Source organism: Nocardia sp. NPDC060255, assembly GCF_042727395.1.
Lineage (GTDB): Bacteria > Actinomycetota > Actinomycetes > Mycobacteriales > Mycobacteriaceae > Nocardia.
Genome location: NZ_JBHXAU010000010.1, coordinates 123,472 through 139,153, shown reverse-complemented (window position 1 = coordinate 139,153; position 15,682 = coordinate 123,472). Strand labels below are relative to the sequence as shown.

Annotated in this window: 12 protein-coding genes; 6 read left to right on the top strand and 6 right to left on the bottom strand. The window is 68.0% G+C overall.

Features of this window, described 5'->3' with window-relative positions; translation table 11 throughout:
• Positions 1–113 precede the first annotated feature (113 nt).
• A complete protein-coding gene (gene ychF / locus ACFWF1_RS20080; protein WP_150402273.1) occupies positions 114–1,193 on the bottom strand; it encodes a redox-regulated ATPase YchF in 1,080 nt (359 codons plus the stop codon).
• 136 nt (positions 1,194–1,329) lie between these two features.
• Positions 1,330–2,253, bottom strand: coding sequence for a zinc-binding alcohol dehydrogenase family protein (locus ACFWF1_RS20075; protein ID WP_379280822.1), 924 nt, complete (start codon positions 2,251–2,253; stop codon positions 1,330–1,332).
• A gap of 129 nt (positions 2,254–2,382) precedes the next feature.
• Between ACFWF1_RS20075 and ACFWF1_RS20070 the strand changes: the two genes are divergently transcribed.
• The gene (locus ACFWF1_RS20070) at positions 2,383–3,225 is read left to right on the top strand and encodes a helix-turn-helix domain-containing protein (RefSeq protein WP_379280823.1); all 843 of its coding nucleotides are present in this window, start codon (positions 2,383–2,385) and stop codon (positions 3,223–3,225) included.
• Positions 3,226–3,229: 4 nt separating this feature from the next.
• Complete coding sequence (locus tag ACFWF1_RS20065) at positions 3,230–3,652, top strand: VOC family protein (RefSeq protein ID WP_379280824.1); 423 nt, start codon at positions 3,230–3,232, stop codon at positions 3,650–3,652.
• A gap of 74 nt (positions 3,653–3,726) precedes the next feature.
• Here the strand turns inward: ACFWF1_RS20065 and ACFWF1_RS20060 are convergent, their stop codons facing one another.
• From ACFWF1_RS20060 to ACFWF1_RS20050, 3 genes are read right to left on the bottom strand one after another with little or no spacing between them, the layout of a single operon-like run.
• The gene (locus ACFWF1_RS20060) at positions 3,727–4,554 is read right to left on the bottom strand and encodes a carbohydrate ABC transporter permease (protein ID WP_379280825.1); all 828 of its coding nucleotides are present in this window, start codon (positions 4,552–4,554) and stop codon (positions 3,727–3,729) included.
• A gap of 11 nt (positions 4,555–4,565) precedes the next feature.
• Positions 4,566–5,441: a carbohydrate ABC transporter permease gene (locus ACFWF1_RS20055; RefSeq protein ID WP_379281204.1), complete on the bottom strand. Its 876-nt coding sequence runs from the start codon at positions 5,439–5,441 to the stop codon at positions 4,566–4,568.
• An 11-nt stretch (positions 5,442–5,452) separates the two neighbouring features.
• Positions 5,453–6,736, bottom strand: coding sequence for an ABC transporter substrate-binding protein (locus ACFWF1_RS20050; RefSeq protein ID WP_379280826.1), 1,284 nt, complete (start codon positions 6,734–6,736; stop codon positions 5,453–5,455).
• A gap of 387 nt (positions 6,737–7,123) precedes the next feature.
• On the opposite strand from ACFWF1_RS20050, the gene ACFWF1_RS20045 reads away from it, so the two are divergent.
• The 4 genes from ACFWF1_RS20045 to ACFWF1_RS20030 all read left to right on the top strand — a co-directional run bounded on the left by ACFWF1_RS20045 (position 7,124) and on the right by ACFWF1_RS20030 (position 11,948).
• Positions 7,124–9,418 (top strand): carbon starvation CstA family protein, encoded by a 2,295-nt coding sequence (locus ACFWF1_RS20045; protein ID WP_379280827.1) that lies wholly within the window; start codon positions 7,124–7,126, stop codon positions 9,416–9,418.
• Positions 9,415–9,657, top strand: coding sequence for a YbdD/YjiX family protein (locus ACFWF1_RS20040; protein WP_379280828.1), 243 nt, complete (start codon positions 9,415–9,417; stop codon positions 9,655–9,657). Before ACFWF1_RS20045 ends, ACFWF1_RS20040 begins: the two co-directional genes overlap by 4 nt.
• Before the next feature lie 147 nt (positions 9,658–9,804).
• Positions 9,805–11,409 (top strand): DNA-3-methyladenine glycosylase 2 family protein, encoded by a 1,605-nt coding sequence (locus ACFWF1_RS20035; protein WP_379280829.1) that lies wholly within the window; start codon positions 9,805–9,807, stop codon positions 11,407–11,409.
• A complete protein-coding gene (locus ACFWF1_RS20030) occupies positions 11,406–11,948 on the top strand; it encodes a methylated-DNA--[protein]-cysteine S-methyltransferase (protein WP_379280830.1) in 543 nt (180 codons plus the stop codon). Before ACFWF1_RS20035 ends, ACFWF1_RS20030 begins: the two co-directional genes overlap by 4 nt.
• Positions 11,949–12,025: 77 nt before the next feature.
• Here ACFWF1_RS20030 and ACFWF1_RS20025 read toward each other — a convergent pair whose 3' ends face one another.
• On the bottom strand, positions 12,026–15,646 hold the full coding sequence (locus tag ACFWF1_RS20025; RefSeq protein ID WP_379280831.1) for an AAA family ATPase: 3,621 nt from the start codon (positions 15,644–15,646) through the stop codon (positions 12,026–12,028).
• Positions 15,647–15,682: the final 36 nt, after the last annotated feature.

Sequence of the window (15,682 nt, the reverse complement as noted above, 5' to 3'; positions counted from 1 at the left end):
TCCAATGATGGCACGTCACCGCGTAAAGTGACCAGCTGTTGGCTCTATTGGGCGATCCCGTATTGCACCGTGCCTTGGACGACACTCTTGTATGGTCCGGTTAGTTGCACGACCTACACGTTGAAGCGGAACTCGACTACGTCGCCGTCGGCCATGACGTAGTCCTTGCCTTCCATGCGGACCTTGCCTGCGGCTTTGGCGGCGGCCATGGAGCCGTGTTCGACGAGGTCGTCGAAGGCTACGATTTCGGCTTTGATGAAGCCGCGTTCGAAGTCGGTGTGGATGACGCCTGCGGCTTTGGGGGCGGTGTCGCCCTGGTGGATGGTCCAGGCGCGGGACTCTTTGGGGCCTGCGGTGAGGTAGGTCTGCAGGCCGAGGGTGTGGAAGCCGGTGCGGGCCAAGGCGTTCAGGCCGGGTTCGGTTTGGCCGATGGATTCGAGGAGTTCGAGGGCGGACTCGTCGTCGAGTTCGAGGAGTTCGGCTTCGACCTTGGCGTCGAGGAAGACGGCGTCGGCGGGGGCGACGGCGGCCTTCAGTTCGGCGATCTTCGCGTCATCGGTGAGGACGGACTCGTCGGCGTTGAAGACGTAGAGGAAGGGTTTGGTGGTGAGCAGCGAAAGCTCTTTGAGCAGTTCGCCGTCCAGCTTGGTGCGCGCGGAGTAGAGCGTCTGGCCGCTGTCGAGGACCGCGTTGGCGGCGACGGCCGCATCGAGCAGGGGCTTGCGGTCCTTCTTGATCCTGGCTTCTTTTTCCAGCCGCGGGATCGCCTTCTCCAGGGTCTGCATGTCGGCGATGATCAGCTCGGTCTCGATCACCTCGATGTCGGCGAGCGGGTCGACGCGACCGTCGACGTGCACCACGTCATCGTCGGCGAAGACGCGGACCACCTGGCAGATGGCGTCGGCTTCGCGAATGTTGGCGAGGAACTTGTTGCCGAGACCGGCACCCTCGGACGCACCCTTGACGATGCCCGCGATATCCACGAAGGACACCACGGCGGGCAGGATCTTGGCGGAACCGAAGATCTCGGCGAGTTTGTTCAACCGCGGATCGGGCAGCGGCACCACGCCGACATTCGGCTCGATGGTCGCGAACGGGTAGTTCGCGGCCAGCACGTCGTTCTTGGTCAGCGCGTTGAAAAGCGTCGACTTTCCGACGTTGGGCAGGCCGACGATTCCGAGGGTGAGACTCACGAGACTGCCTCGCTGCGCTCGGCATTCTCGTACGTCTCGGACGCTGTGCTGGTTGGTTCGCTCGCTCGCTCGCTCACGAGAACGAGAGTCTACGCGGCAGGCGCGGTGCTCCAACCCGCGCCTGCCATACCGGTGATCAGGGGATAAGCACGACCTTGCCGAGATTGCCCCGGTCCTCGATCACCGCGTGCGCCTCGGCGGCGTCGTCGAGCGCGAATTCCGCGTGCACCGCGGGCCGAAGCTGATCGGACACCACGTACTGCCACAGCTCCTGCCGCCACTGATCGAGCAGGTCGGGCCGGCGCTGCGCGATGCGCGCCATCTGGAATCCGATCACCGACTTGGCGCCGACGAGCAGGTCGTAAGCCTGGATGGTGCCGCCACCCGAGCTGTAGTAGACGAGCCGTCCACCAGGAGCGAGCGCGGCGATCGCGGGCCCGAGCAACTCGCCACCCACCGCGTCCAGCACGTAATCGACGGGCTCGCCCCACGACTCCTGCCCGTACTCGATCACCTCGTCGGCACCGAGCCCGAGGACGAACTCCGCCTTGTCCAGATCCGAGACCGCACCGACGACCCGCGACGCCCCACGCACCCGGGCAAGCTGCACCGCGAGATGTCCAACCCCACTGGCCGCCGCGGTGACCAGCGCCGACTCACCTTCACGAGAGTTCGCCGCGTCGAGCGCACCCAGCGCGACCAATCCACTGCGCACCAGCGCGACCGCGTCCACGGCCGACGCACCGTCGGGAATCGGCGACGCCATCGCCACCGAGAGCAGCGCGTAGTCGGCGTACCCGTGCCCGAACACCAGCCCGGTCACCCGATACCCCGGCGCGTACCCGGTGACGCCGTCGCCGACCGCGACCACCTCGCCCGCGACCTCGCCACCCAGCGCGATCGGCTCGCGCTGCTCGCGCACCTTCCGCACGGTCGGCAGGGTCACCCCGATCGCCTCGACCCGGACCAGGAGTTCCCCGGGCCCCGGTGCCGGCACCTCGACCGACACGACCTCGAGCACCTCAGGACCACCGCTGCGCTCGTATTGGACCCGCCGCATCACACCTCCAGAAATCGTTAGAAGGGGACACGGTAACCAGCTCCCGCGGTGCGCTCATACCCAATTTCGCCCCGAGTGCGCCATCTCACCGCGCTTGCGGTCGTCACCGGGCGGCGTAGCGTGACCTGCATGGAGCCGATCACCGAGGTGGTGACAGCGCAGCCGGCGCCCATGCTCACGCCGTTCATCGATCATTACCTCGGCTATCGCATGACGGGGTATCCGCCGGGGTTGCATCGCGGCCTGCCGTCGGCACATATGACGTTCATCATCAGCATCGGTCCGACCATCGACGTTGTCGCGCAGACGGATCCGAGTCAGTCGCCGCAGGATTACCGCTGTTCGGTGAGCGGCCTGCAGGCGAGCACGGCGATGATCTCGCACGACGGTCATCAGGAGGGCATCTCGGTCGCGCTGACGCCGCTCGGCAGCCGCGCCCTGTTCGGCGTGCCCGCCGCCGCGCTCTGGGACACGTCGGCGGAGTTCGCCGATGTGGTCGGCCCGATCGGGCACGAGCTGTGGGAGCGGCTGCAGGGGCCGCGCGGCTGGCCGGAACGCTTCGCCACCGTCGATCGAATCCTCACCAGGCTGGCCTATCCGGATCGCGTGGTCGCGCCCGAACTGACTTGGGCCTGGCGGGCCGTCGTCGGCTCCGGCGGGACGCTGTCGGTCGGCGCGCTGGTCGAGGAAATCGGCTGGAGCAGACAGCATCTCGCGCGCCGGTTCAGCAACGAGTTCGGCCTGAGCCCGAAGCTCGCGGCTCGGATCACCCGCTTCGAACGCGCACGGCGAATGCTCGAGCACACCCCGTCGTTCATCACCATCGCGCAGGTGGCGGCCAGCTGCGGCTACTACGACCAGGCCCATCTGAATCGCGACTTCGCCGAGCTCGCCGGAACCAGCCCGACGATCTGGCTGGGCGAGGAGATTCCATCCGTCCAAGACACCGACCGGTCTGCCGGGCGACGCTGAGGGCATGACGAATCCGACACCACCCGATGTCACCACCCGCACCGCCGTCTGGCCCACGCTGACCTTCCGCGACGCCAGAGCTATGTCCGCCTTCCTCGTCGAAGCCTTCGGCTTCCAGGAGTCCGCGATGTACACCCGCGAGGACGACCCGTCCATCGTCGAGCACGCCGAGCTGCGCTGGCCGCTCGGCGGCGGCGTGATGTTCGGCTCCGCGTGCAAGGACGAAAGCGTGTTCGGCAAGCGCGTTGCAGGCAACGACTCGACCTACGTCGTCTGCGACGAACCGGATGCCCTGTTCGAACGCGCAACTGCCGCCGGTGCCGAGGTGCTGCGCGGCCTGCGCGACGAGGACTACGGCTCGCGCGGTTTCACGGTCCGTGACCCCGAGGGCAACCTCTGGAGCTTCGGCACCTACTGGGGCGAATAACTCAGCGCCCGAGGAGCATTGCGTAAGTTCACGTGGGGTCTACGGCCCGGCGGCCTCGAAGCCGTTGGGCCGTTTCACCGACCCCCGAGACCGGACATGGCCATCCCCCGGATGAACGCCCGCTGGGCGATGCCGTACACCACGAGCAACGGCAGCAGAATGACCATCGAGGCAGCCATGAGAATCGGCCACTGGGTGTAATACTGCCCCTGCAGACGCACCAATCCCAATGTGACGGTGGCGATCTCGTTGCGTTGGATCATCACCAGCGGCCACAGGAAGTCGTTCCAGACGGTGATCCAGGTGAGCACGCCGAGCACCATCAGGGCGGGGCGGGTGTGCGGCAGCAGAACTCGCCAATAGACCTGCCAGGTAGAGCAGCCGTCGAGGATCGCGGCCTCCTCCAATTCCGTTGGCAGCGTGGCGAAGAACTGGCGCATCAGGTATGTGCCGAAGGCGCTGCCGAACAGGCCGGGCACGATCATCGCCCACGGTGTGTCCACCCAGCCGAACGCACGCATCAACAAGAACTGCGGAATCACCGTGACGGTCAGCGGCACCATGAGCGTGCCGAGGTAGGCGACGAACAGCACCTCGCGACCACGAAACCGCAAGCGCGCGAAGGCATACCCGGCCAGCGAGCAGAAGAACACCTGCCCGGCGGTGACACATACCGCGTACACCGCGGTGTTCAGGAGCATCCGCCCGAGCGGCAGCAGCTCGAATACCTCGCTGTAGTTGGACCATTGCGGACTCGCCGGGAGCAGGTTCCCCTCCGCGATCTCCCCGTCTCGCTGCAACGACCCGGACAACGCCCACAGAATCGGCGCCAACGCGCACCACGCGATGCCGATCAACACCGCGTAGATGCCGATCCCGTGCAGCATCCGGCGCACGATCATCCGCTCCGCCTTCACAGGTCAACGGCCTCCCGCCGCGCAAACCGCAACTGCAGCAGCGTGAGCACCAGCAGAATCGCGAAGATCACCCACGCCAATGCCGACGCGTACCCGACCTCGTAGAACCCGAAGGCGTTCTGGAACAACATGATCCCCAGCAGATAGGTCCCTGTCTCCGGCCCCCCGTTACTTCCGGTGAGCGCGTACACCTGATCGAACGCCTGCGTCGAATTGATGACCGTGATCACGAAGACGAACGACAACGGCCCTCGGATCAACGGCAGCGTGATCGCCGAAAACCGCCGCAGCGCACCGGCTCCGTCGATCTTCGCCGCCTCGTAGAGCGGTTCCGGCACCCCTTGCATCGCGGCAAGCAGAATGACGGTCGCGAACGGCACGCTCTTCCACACCGTGACGACACTCAGCGAGACCAACGCCAGATCCGGATCGGTCAACCACGGCACCGGCCCCAACCCGACCACACCGAGCCCGATATCGAGCATCCCGTCCTCGGTAAAGATGAACCGCCACACCACCGCCATCGCCACCGTGGAGGCCACCAGCGGCAGGAACGCCAACGTTCGAAAGAACCCGATACCGGCCAGCTTCCGGTTCAGCGCCGCCGCGATCCCCAACCCGATCAGCACCGTCGGCACCAGCGTGAGCACGGTGAACACCGCACTGTTGCGCAATGCGATGAGAAACAACGGATCCGCCCCGAAGAGCCGCTGATAGTTGGCCAGCCCGACGAACCGCATCGGCCGGAACAAGTCCCACGCGTGAAAACTCAGATACAGCGAAAACCCCAGCGGAAACAAGAGAAACACCGCAACGGCCGCCACGTTCGGCGCCACGAACAGCCACCCCGCCCGCTCCCGCTTCCGCGCCAGCCGAGCCCCACTCACGGCGACTCCAGCAGCGCGTCGAGATCGGCGGTGAATTGGCCATCGAAGGACGCGGCGGTCGCGGCACCGCGCAGGACTCGGTTAGCACCGCGCTCCAGCAGGGCGGAGACCTTGCCCCACGCCGGGGTTATCGGTAGCGCGCGGGAATTGTCCGGCCCCTCGGTGAACACCGCGAGGTTGCGCGTCTCGCGATGTGCGGCAGCGAAACCGGGCGAACTCATCGCGGATTTCAGCACCGGAACGAACAACCCGGACGCGGCGATGATGGCCTGCCCCACCGGCCCGGTCGCGAATTTGACGAATTCCCAGGCCTGTTCGACCCGCGGACTGTCCGCCGCGATGGACAATCCGGTACTGCCGACATCGGTGATCGCACCGGGACCGCCGTGCGGCCCGACCGGCAACACGGTGACATCGATCGAAAGCCCGTCCCGCCCAGCGAATTCGGAGTACAGCCAGTGCCCACCGAGTACCATTCCCGCCCGTCCCGCCCGGAACAGGTCCGCCGCCGAAATCGATAGCTGGTCGGCGACTTTCGGCGCCACCCGATGCCGCACCGCGAGATCGGCGTAGAACTGGAACCCTTCGGCGAACCGGGGATCACCGAGATTGGCCTTGGTCGGCGCCACCGACGGGCTGAACCACTCCGCGCCGTTGTTCATGCCGAAACAGGCGGCCGAGTAGTACGGCACCCAGGCGTCGGCGAAGCCCCACTGCTTGTTCTTCGTGAGTGTGCGCGCGGCATCCAGGAATTCGTCGAACGACCAGGCATCACGCCACCGGGCGGGCGGCGTCAACCCGGCCGCCGCGAACAACTCCCGGTTGTAATAGAGGAACACCCCGGACCACTGTTCGGGCAAGGCGTACTGCCCACCGGCATAGGTGAAGGTGTCGTACAGCGCCGGATAACTGTCCCGGCGCAACATCTCCGCGTACTCGGGCTCCCGATCGAGCAGCGTGCGCAGATCGAGTAGCACGTCACGCTCGGCGAGCCCGGAGTAGAGCAGCTCCCAGGCCATGATGACGTCGGGACATCTGCCGCCCGCACAGTAGGTGAGCAGCTGCTGCTGCGGATCCGGGCCGGACATGATGGTGCGAATCCTGATGTCCGGGTGCCGCTTCTGGAACTCGTCGATGATCGTCGACCGCACCCGCGCCTCCTCCGGCCTGGCCTGGAAGAAGAAGGTCAGCGCGTCGTCGGCGGATCCGCAGCCGGTCGCGGCCAGTAGCGGCGCGGCCAGCGCCGAGCCGAGCAGGGTGCGACGACGAATCGGTGACACGAGCTCCTCCACGACGGCCTGCGGATGGATACGCGAACCCCGGGATGAGAAACGGCGATGTGTAGGACCGATCGGCGCATGCCCGAGCCAGCATGGCAGCATACGGATGGCAACATCGCCGGGCGAGGGGAACACGCCCACTCGAACCGGCGAACACCGGCGACCGTGAACAACGGCCGACCGGCCGGCTGACGCCCCGCGGGCCACCCCTACCCGTGCGCGCAGACGGATCGAGCCCCGCTCGTAGGAAGACACAGCACGAGTCCTCGCGGCGATCTCGATTCGTATCGCAATGTTCAGACTTCACTAAGTCCGGCTCATGCGCGCCTCGGTTCAGCTACGTTGACATCGTTTCAGCAAGCTCGATTTCACGGGAGAGTAGTTCGCATGGCGACCATCGAATACCTCCGGACAGATCCCGACCTACCTCCCGTGGGTGTCGTGGACCGTTCGCCTATCACCCCAGTCAAGAAGGGCATTTTCGCCGCGATCGCCGTGGTGGGTGCGATCGCCTGGGCCGTCCTGGCCATCTCCCGCGGCGAGTCGGTCAACGCGGTATGGATCGTGGTCGCGGCCGTGGCCACCTACGTGCTGGCCTACCAGTTCTATTCCAGGCTCATCGAATACAAGATCGTCAAACCGCGCGACGACCAGGCCACGCCCGCCGAGATCCTGGAAAACGGCAAGGACTACATGCCGATGGACCGGCGGGTGCTGTTCGGGCACCACTTCGCCGCCATCGCCGGCGCGGGGCCGCTGGTCGGTCCCGTCCTCGCCGCCCAGATGGGCTATCTGCCCGGCACCATCTGGATCGTGATCGGCGTCGTCTTCGCCGGTGCGGTGCAGGACTACCTGGTGCTGTGGGCCTCGACCCGCCGCCGCGGCCGCAGCCTCGGGCAGATGGCCCGCGACGAGCTCGGCGCGGTCGGCGGCGTCGCCGCGATCATCGCGGTGCTGGTGATCATGATGATCCTGCTCGCGGTGCTCGGCATCGTCGTGGTGAACGCGCTGGCCGCGACGCCGGGCAAGGACGGCACGTTGCAGGGCGGCAGCCCGTGGGGCGTGTTCTCCATCTCGATGACCATCCCGATCGCCTTGTTCATGGGCGTTTACCTGCGCTTCTTCCGGCCGGGCAAGGTCGGCGAGGTCTCCATCATCGGGTTCGCGCTGCTGCTGCTCGCCATCATCTCCGGCAACTGGGTCGCCGGATCCGGTTGGGGCCAGGACCTGTTCACGCTGTCGGGCACCACCATCGCGTGGTTCCTCATCGGCTACGGCTTCATCGCCTCGGTGCTGCCGGTGTGGCTGCTGCTCGCGCCGCGCGACTACCTGTCCACCTTCATGAAGATCGGCACCATCGTCCTGCTGGCGGTCGGTGTCCTGATCACCATGCCGGTGCTGAAGGCACCCGCCGTCTCCGACTTCGCCAGTTCCGGCAAGGGCCCGGCGTTCGCGGGCAGCCTGTTCCCGTTCCTGTTCATCACCATCGCCTGCGGCGCGCTGTCCGGATTCCACTCGCTGGTCTCCTCGGGCACCACGCCGAAGCTGCTGGAGAAGCAGTCGCAGGCCAGGATGATCGGCTATGCGGGCATGCTGATGGAGTCGTTCGTCGCCGTCATGGCGATCATCACCGCGAGCATCATCGACCAGCACCTGTACTTCGCGATGAACGCGAGCGCGGGCCTGACCGGTGGCACCGCGGAGAAGGCGGCGGCCTACACCAATAGCCTTGGCCTGAGCGGGAATCCGATCAGCCCCGCAGAGCTGACCCAGGCTGCCAAAGACGTCGGCGAGACCAGCATCGTTTCCCGGACCGGTGGCGCGCCGACGCTCGCCGTCGGCATGTCCGAGGTGCTGCACCGGTTCCTCGGCGGCACCGGGCTCAAGTCGTTCTGGTACCACTTCGCGATCATGTTCGAGGCGCTGTTCATCCTCACCACGATCGACGCCGGTACCCGCGTCGCACGCTTCATGCTGTCGGACTCGCTGGGCAACCTCGGCGGCCCGGCCAAGAAGTTCAAGGATCCGTCCTGGCGGCCCGGTGCCTGGCTCTGCTCTGCGATCGTGGTCGCGGCGTGGGGCTCGGTGCTGCTGATGGGTGTCACCGATCCGCTCGGCGGCATCTACACGCTGTATCCGCTGTTCGGCATCTCCAACCAGTTGCTCGCCGCGATCGCGCTCACCGTGGTGCTGACCATCGTGATCAAGAAGGGCCTGGTCAAGTGGGCCTGGATTCCGGCGATCCCGCTGATCTGGGATCTGACGGTGACGATGACGGCGTCCTGGCAGAAGATCTTCTCGGCCGATCCGAACATCGGCTACTGGAAGCAGCACAGTAACTATGTCGCCGCGGTCGACGCGGGGAAGATCTTGGCGCCCGCCAAAACCGCCGCCGATATGGACAAGGTCGTGCGCAACACCTTTATCCAGGGCAGCCTGTCGATCATCTTCGCGGTGCTGGTGCTGATCGTGGCGATCGTCGGCTTGATCGTCTGCGTGCGGGCTTGGCGGGCAGGCGGCGGACCGGACAGCGAATCGCCGGACGAGCCGTCGAAGATCTTCGCCCCGAAGTCCTTCCTCGCGACCGCCGAGGAGAAGGAGGTGCAACGGGAATGGGACGCCCTGATCGCCGCCGGGAAGGTCCGAGCGCCGGGCGCCGCGCAGGTGAAGGCGACGCAATGACCGTGCACGTCGCCCCGCACGGCAGTCGATCGGCTGCCGTGCGGGGCCTGCGTGCCGCTCGAAGTGGTTGCGCGGCAGCGATTTGGTGGTTCAACTCGATCCTCGGCGGGCAGGACTATCGGCGCTACGTCGACCATCTCGCGCGCAACCATCCCGGCTGCGCGGTGCCGACGGAACGCGAGTACTGGCGGACCCGGCACGCGGACGCGGACAACAACCCGGCAAATCGCTGCTGCTGAGGCACGGCGGAGCGACGCGATGAGGGCGCCGCTCCGCTCGCCGAGGTAGGGGCTGATCTGCGCGTTCGCGATTCCAAGTGGCGCGAACCAGGGGTCATGGCAGATTTCCGCTAGCGGCGGATCGCCGCAGCTGACATTGTGGTTGGCGTGACGATCACGGCGTTGGATTTCGAGCGGTGCTACCGGGCGGTGTCGACCAGGGATTCCCGCTTCGACGGGCAGTTCTTCACCGCGGTGCGTACCACCGGAATCTATTGTCGCCCTTCGTGTCCGGCGATCACGCCGAAACGGGTCAACGTGTCGTTCCTGCCGACCGCGGCGGCGGCACAGCAGGCGGGCTATCGCGCCTGCCGCCGGTGCCTGCCGGACGCGGCCCCCGGCTCGCCGCTCTGGAACACCCGCGCCGACCTGGCCGCGCGTGCGATGCGGCTGATCGGCGACGGCGTGATCGAGCGCGGCGGCGTCCCCGCGCTGGCCGCCACACTCGGCTATTCGCAGCGGCAGCTGACCCGCGTGCTCACCACCGAACTCGGTGCGGGGCCGCTGGCGCTGGCCCGCGCGCACCGGGCGCATACCGCCCGACTATTGATCCAGACGACGGCAATGCCCATGTCGGACATCGCTTTCGCGGCCGGGTTCGCCAGCATCCGCCAGTTCAACGACACGGTGCGCGAGGTGTTCGCGGTCAGCCCGACCACCATGCGGACCGAGGCGAACCGCGCGAAGTCCATCTCGAACGCACGCCAGGTGCCCGCCGTCAACGGCACGCTGAGCCTGCGGCTGCCCTACCGCGAGCCGCTGGATCGAGCCTGGCTGGAATGGTTCCTCTCCTCGCACGTGGCACCCGGCATGGAGCTGTGGGAGAACCGCGCCTACACCCGGAATCTGCGCACGCCACACGGCCACGCGACGACCAGGCTCAGCTTCCAGCGCGACCACGTGCGGGCCGAACTGGCCCTGCACGACATGCGCGACCTGGCGCCGACAGTGGCGCGACTGCGGCACCTGCTCGACCTGGACGCCGACCCGATCGGCATCGACGAGGCGCTGGGTGTTACTCCAGGACAGGGGATTTCGACACCGGAACTGACCGATCCGGACACCACCCGGCTGCCGGACGCGGGCGCCGGTTCACCGCCGGACGCTGAGCTCGACCCCTGCGACGGGCGACAGCCGGTCTTCTCCCCCGGCATTAGGGTGCCCGGCTGCCTGGACGGCCCGGAACTGTTGCTGCGCACCATGATCGGACAGCAGATCTCGGTGTCGGCGGCGGCGACGCACACCGCGCGGCTGGTCGATGCGCTCGGTGATCGAGTCGACGGGCCGATCCCCCTGCTGTTCCCCACCCCGGCGGTGATCGCCGAGCGCGGTGCCGAGGTGCTCACCGGTCCAACGCGGCGGATTCGCTCGATCATCGGCGCGGCCGAGGCATTGGCCAGTGGCGAACTGGCGTTGCATCAAGGCCGTACCGCCGCTGACCTGCGTCGCGACCTGCTCGCCCTGGACGGGGTCGGCCCGTGGACAGCCGACTACGTGACGATGCGCCTACTCGCCGACCCGGACGTGCTGCTGAACACCGATCTGGTGGTCCGGCAGGGTGCCGCGGTGCTCGGCATCGACCTCTCCGATACCGCGCGCTGGGCGCCGTGGCGCTCCTATCTGTCCATGCACCTGTGGAAGGCGGCGCTGACCGATCGCGCCGCTCGAGCCAAAACCAAGTCCGTCGCACCGAAAGCGAGCGCCGAAGCATGAACGCCACGACCGTTGTTCGCCCGACCAAGCGCCGGATCGGTACCACCACTGCGGATTTCGCGACCGTCGAGACGCCGATCGGACCGTTCACCGCGGTGGTCGACGCCGACGGGGCCGTGCTGGCCGCCGGTTGGACCGCCGACGTGCACGACCTGCACCCCGTGATCCACTCGACGTTGCGTCCGGCCGAACTGCGGCAACGGGATTCGCTCGGTGAGCTCACCCGGATCATCACCGCCTACCACGACGGTGAGCTCACCGCGATCGATGACGTCCCGGTCCGTCAGCAGTCCGGCGAATTCCTCATGCACGCCTGGGAAGTCCTGCGCAAGGTGCCGGCGGGCGCACCGATCACCTATACCGAGTACGCCGCCATCTCCGGTCGTCCCGACGCCACCCGGGCCGCGGCCAACGCGTGCGCGCGCAATGCGGCGGCGCTGTTCGTGCCGTGCCACCGCATTTACCGCATCGGCGGGGCGCTGGGCGGCTTCCGCTGGGGTCTGCCGATCAAGCGCTGGTTGCTCGATCACGAGGCGTGATCGCGGGCGCGGCGACCGGGTTCGCACGGCAGGCGCGCTCGAGACAGCGTGCCCGCGCGGCGAGTTCGAGGTGCCGGTCAGGCGACGGTGGCCTCGAGGTGGGAGCCGGAGCGGCCGCGGCGGACGTGCAGGCGGCTGGGGATGCGCTGGCGCATTTCGTCGACGTGGCTGACGACACCGACCACGCGGCCGCCCGCGCGGAGCTCGTCGAGGACGCCCATCACCGCGTCGAGGGTGTCGGCGTCGAGGCCGCCGAAGCCCTCGTCGATGAAGAGGGTGTCGAGCACGAGGCCGCCGGATTCGGCGGCGACGGTGTCGGCCAGGCCGAGTGCCAAAGACAGGGAGGCCATGAAGGTTTCGCCGCCGGAGAGAGTTTTGGCGGGGCGGATGGCGCCGGTGTAGTCGTCGCGGATGTCCAAGCCGAGACCACCGCGGCGACCGCGTGGGCCCGCCTTGTCGGAGTGCACGAATTCGTAACGGCCACCGGACATTCGGCGCAGGCGAAGCGAACCGGCCTGGGCCACTTCCTCCAGGCGGGCCGCGAGAACGTAAGAGCGCAGCGACATCCGGCGGTTGTTCTCGCCGCGGCCCGCGACGACCTCGGCGAGTCCGGCCAGTTCGTCGTGGCTGCGTTGCAGCGGGGCGATGCGATCCACCGCCGCCCAGAGTTGGCCGCCCAGGTCTTCCAGCAGGCCGACCCGCCTGGTCGCCTCGGCGTGCACGGCGACGGCGGTGTTCAGCTGTGTTTGTGCGGCGGCGACGGCGGACTCGAGCTCGGCCAGATCGCCGGGTTCGGTTGACGCGGCCGCTTGGATTTCCGGTTCTGCGAGAACGGCTTCCGCGTGTGCGCGGGCGCGGTCCGCGTTGGTGAGTTCGGCTTCGATCTCTGCCTGGCGTTGTGCGGTGCGGCTCGCCGCAGTGACCACGCGCGCATAGGCGGTGAGCCTCGCAACAACGTCCCGGGGTGCCTCGACTCCGGCTGGACGCGGCGTGGGTTCCGTCACCGAGTCGTTGGCCGGGGCCGGATGGTCGGCAATCGACGTAACCGAGTTGTCGGTGGTCGCTGCGGCCGCGCCGTCGGAGTGCACGGAAGTCGCATCGGCAGAAGTCGCCGCAACCGCATTGTCAGCGGTCGCCGCGGCTGCGCCGTCGGCGTGCGCCGTTGCCGGATCGCTCGATTCAGCGTTTGCCGCACCCGCGGCGGCGTGCGCCACCTCGGCACCGGCCGTCGCTGCCTCGGTTCGCTGACGACCGGCTTCGAGCTCGGGTATGAAACCTGCGGCGCGGGCGAGGTTTTCGACGCGGTCGGCGATGACGGCCACCTGTTCGCGGGCGGCTGCGGCGTCGGCGCGGGTGTCGCGCAGGGTGGTGGCGTCGGCGACGAGGGCGGTGAGGCGGGCGTAGCGGCGTTCGATGGTCTCGTCGTTGCCTGCCGCGGCGCGGAGACGGTCGTTGAGTTCGGCGAGGCGGGTAGTGGCGGTGGCGACGTTCGCGGCGACAGTGCTTCGGCGCGAATCGGATTCGCGGAGTTCGTCGTGCAGGCGGGCCTCGTCGGTGCGCAGGCGGGTGAGTTCGGCGGTCAGGCCGTCGGCCAGTGCCGCCAATTCGGCGGTGTCCTCATATCGGTCGGTGGCGGTGCGCAGGGCGGCGGCCAGTTCGACCCGGTCGGCGTCGCCGCCGCGGGCGGTGAGCGCCTCGATCTCGCGTTCCAGGGTGGTGATTCGGGCCAGCACGCGGTCACGTGCGTCCTCGGCGGCGCGCTCGGCCGTCATCGCGGCCTCTTCGGCGTCCTTGGACACGGCGGTGGCGGTGGGACGGGCGGGCGCTGGGTGATCGGCCGAACCGCACACCGTGCACGGCTGGCCGTCGGTCAGCCCGTCTGCGAGTTCGGCGGCCATGCCTGCCAGTCTGCGCTCGCGCAGATCGAGGACGCGCTCCTTGGCGTCGTTGTGCGCGGCACGGGCGGTTTCGAACTCGACGCGGGCATGGTCCAAACCTGTTTTGCGGGAAGCGAGTTCGACCGCGGCTGCGGCAGCGGTCTGTAGCCGCTCGCATTCGGCCGTCAGGGTCGGCAGCGTGGCGGCCGCGTTCGTCGCCTCGCGCAGGCGAACCTCGAGGGTGGCGAGCGAACCGGGGAGCTGTTCACGCAGCCGGGTCAGCTTGGTCACCTGGGTGTTGAGCGCCGCGTCCTCATCGCGCAGCCCCGCCAACTCCCGGTTGAGCCGAGTGGCCGCGGTCGCGTCGGCCCGCACCTCGTCCAGTCCGCCGATCTGCGCGCTCCAACGCCTGATCGCGGCATCGATGTCCGCGTCGTCTCTGATCACCGCTTGGTCGGCGGAGCGAGCCCCCCTTTCCCCCGCCCCCATCCGATTCCGCTCGGCACCAGAATGATCCGCACGTAGCGGTCGGACACCCTGCTGCTGAGCGTCCGCGTGTGAGGCGGAAGTTCGCTCGGTAGCGCGGGTCGCTCCATTTCCGGCCGTCTTCGCGCGATCCGACTCGGTACCAAGGCGATTCGCATGCAGCGGTTGGACACCCGGCTGCTCGGCGTCGGCGCTATCCGCTACTCCGCCACTTGACGCTGGATCAACGCTGTCTGTGTCCGCGCGGTCTATCCGAACCAGTTCGACACCGCCGAGGTCGGCACCGGCGGGCTCGAGCAGACGGGCGGCCAATTGGCGACTGGCGCTGAGGGTTTCGGTGTCTTTGCGGCGCATCTGCATGACCGCGTCGCGGGCCTCATCGATGGCGGCGGCGACCGGCTCGGCGCGGCGGGCCAATTCGAGTTCGGCTTGCAGGGCGGTGCGCTGGTCCGTCGAGGCGGCGTAGTCGTCGAGTTGCTTGCGGGCGGCCGACATGCGGCGGCGTAGCTCGTGCAGGCGGCGTTGCTCCTCGGCGAGCGCGCGCACGCGGGCCGAGTCCTGTTGGCAGCGTTCGGCTTCCGTGGCCGCGACGGTCAGGTCGGTGCGCGCGGTGGCGAGCAGCTCCTGTGACCAGCCGACGGCCTCCAGTGGGCCGAGGGTTTCGGCCGCGCCGGTCCCGGCCGCGACGCCGACCTGCGCGATCAGCCGGTCGATGCCTTGCTTGCGGGAGTCGAGGTCGGCGGTGGAGGCGCGGCGCTTGTCCGCGAGCCACTGTTCGGCGCTGCCGAATCGTTCGGTGTCGAAGAGCTTTTCGAGCAGCTTCTCGCGATCTTCGTTGTCCGCCCGCAGGAATCGGGCGAAGTCGCCCTGCGGCAGCAGCACCACCTGGAAGAACTGGTCGGCGCTCATGCCGAGCAGCCGGATGATCTCGTCGCCGATATCGGGTATCCGGGAGAGGTTTTCGCCGCGCCCGTCCAGCCAGGCCAGCGTCGCCTTGGCGGGGTCGGTGCGCATGCCGGTGCCGCGCAGCTTCGGGCGTTCGAATTCGGGGATGCGGGTGAGCCGCACCCGCCGACCACCGAGGGTGGCCTCCAGGATCACCTGCGGCGGAGTCTGTTCCGGCGCGTGATCGGAGTGCAGGCGCTTGCTTTCGCCGCGCGCGCCGGGGACGCGGCCGTAGAGCGCGAAGGCGATCGCGTCGAGCACGGTGGTCTTGCCCGCGCCGGTCTGTCCGTGCAGCAGGAAGAGCCCGTCGGCGCCGAGCGCGTCGAAGTCGACGACCGTGGTTTCGGCGAACGGGCCGAAGGCGGTCATCTCCAGCTTGTGCAGCCTCATGCAGCCGCACCGTCCATCGGCGTGTGCCTACCGCTG

Bases quoted from the DNA above. Each gene is read 5' to 3' on its own strand.
- ACFWF1_RS20075 (WP_379280822.1), bottom strand. From the start codon at position 2,253: ATGCGGCGGGTCCAATACGAGCGCAGCGGTGGTCCTGAGGTGCTCGAG.
- ACFWF1_RS20070 (WP_379280823.1), top strand. From the start codon at position 2,383: ATGGAGCCGATCACCGAGGTGGTGACAGCGCAGCCGGCGCCCATGCTC.
- ACFWF1_RS20065 (WP_379280824.1), top strand. From the start codon at position 3,230: ATGACGAATCCGACACCACCCGATGTCACCACCCGCACCGCCGTCTGG.
- ACFWF1_RS20060 (WP_379280825.1), bottom strand. From the start codon at position 4,554: ATGATCGTGCGCCGGATGCTGCACGGGATCGGCATCTACGCGGTGTTG.
- ACFWF1_RS20045 (WP_379280827.1), top strand. From the start codon at position 7,124: ATGGCGACCATCGAATACCTCCGGACAGATCCCGACCTACCTCCCGTG.
- ACFWF1_RS20040 (WP_379280828.1), top strand. From the start codon at position 9,415: ATGACCGTGCACGTCGCCCCGCACGGCAGTCGATCGGCTGCCGTGCGG.
- ACFWF1_RS20030 (WP_379280830.1), top strand. From the start codon at position 11,406: ATGAACGCCACGACCGTTGTTCGCCCGACCAAGCGCCGGATCGGTACC.
- ACFWF1_RS20025 (WP_379280831.1), bottom strand. From the start codon at position 15,646: ATGAGGCTGCACAAGCTGGAGATGACCGCCTTCGGCCCGTTCGCCGAA.